Origin of the sequence: Streptomyces sp. NPDC051286, from assembly GCF_044455345.1 — a bacterium.
In the GTDB taxonomy this organism is placed as follows: Bacteria; Actinomycetota; Actinomycetes; order Streptomycetales; family Streptomycetaceae; genus Streptomyces.
In genome coordinates this window covers 1-1,221 of record NZ_JBITER010000163.1, presented here as the reverse complement: position 1 = coordinate 1,221, position 1,221 = coordinate 1, and the positions used below count along the sequence as shown (strand labels likewise).

Sequence of the window (1,221 nt, the reverse complement as noted above, 5' to 3'; positions counted from 1 at the left end):
CAACGTGACTGTGAGGATGATCGGGTGCCGCTCCGAGCGGTGGCCTGACCCGCAACGTGACTGGCCGTGTGCCTTGGCGTTGATCTGTCGGCCGCCCGCCCGGAGCGGTAGCTGCTGCCGCCGGGCAGGGGACGTGTCCCGATAGGGGCCTTCGCGACAGGCACCGTCACAGTCTTGACCGCCCCGGCCCGGCGACGGCCACCCGACATCCGAGGCGATCATCAGGAGACAGGCGACCGTGCCCAGCATCACGCAACCCGCTGCCCCGTGTCACATTCCGTCCGAGCCTGCCGAGGAGGTGCTGCTCGGCGTCGACACCCACAAGGACGTGCACGCCGCCGCCGTGATCACCGTGCTCGGTGCTGTCCTGGACGGCCGCAGCTTCCCGGCAACCGCCGAGGGCTACCGCCAACTCCTCTCCTGGACACGGTCGTTCGGCGCACTGCGGCGGGCCGGCGTCGAGTGCACCGGCTCCTATGGTGCAGCCCTGGCCCGTCACCTGCGCGCGGAGGGCATCGAGGTGACCGAGGTCAACCAGCCGGACAAGGCCGCCCGGCGCCGCCACGGCAAGACGGACGCCGTCGATGCCGAGGCAGCCGCCCGCGCGGTGCTGTCGGGCCGGGCCACCGCGACCGCGAAGACGAGCGACGGACCGGTGGAGATGCTGCGGCTGTTCAAGCTGGCCAAAGGGTCCGCGATCAAGTCCCGGACACAGGCCATCAACCAGCTCAAGAGCGTGCTGGTCTCGGCGGACTCCACCCTGCGCGAGTCGCTGGCCGGGCTGAGCAACCCGCCCTATGGTGCAGCCCTGGCCCGTCACCTGCGCGCGGAGGGCATCGAGGTGACCGAGGTCAACCAGCCGGACAAGGCCGCCCGGCGCCGCCACGGCAAGACGGACGCCGTCGATGCCGAGGCAGCCGCCCGCGCGGTGCTGTCGGGCCGGGCCACCGCGACCGCGAAGACGAGCGACGGACCGGTGGAGATGCTGCGGCTGTTCAAGCTGGCCAAAGGGTCCGCGATCAAGTCCCGGACACAGGCCATCAACCAGCTCAAGAGCGTGCTGGTCTCGGCGGACTCCACCCTGCGCGAGTCGCTGGCCGGGCTGAGCAACCCGCGCCTGATCAAGCGGTGCGCCGACCTGGACGACCTGGACGCGACCGGTCCTGCCGCGGCCGCCCGCCACACCCTCAGGCTGCTGGCCCGCCGCATCCGGCACCTGAC

The 1,221-nt window shown here is 71.6% G+C and carries 1 protein-coding gene; it reads left to right on the top strand.

Annotation, left to right across the window (positions count from 1 at the left end; all coding sequences use genetic code 11):
* Nucleotides 1-238: 238 nt before the first annotated feature.
* Nucleotides 239-1,221: transposase (locus tag ACIBB8_RS37960; RefSeq protein ID WP_398959987.1), on the top strand; the 983-nt coding region annotated here is incomplete at its 3' end.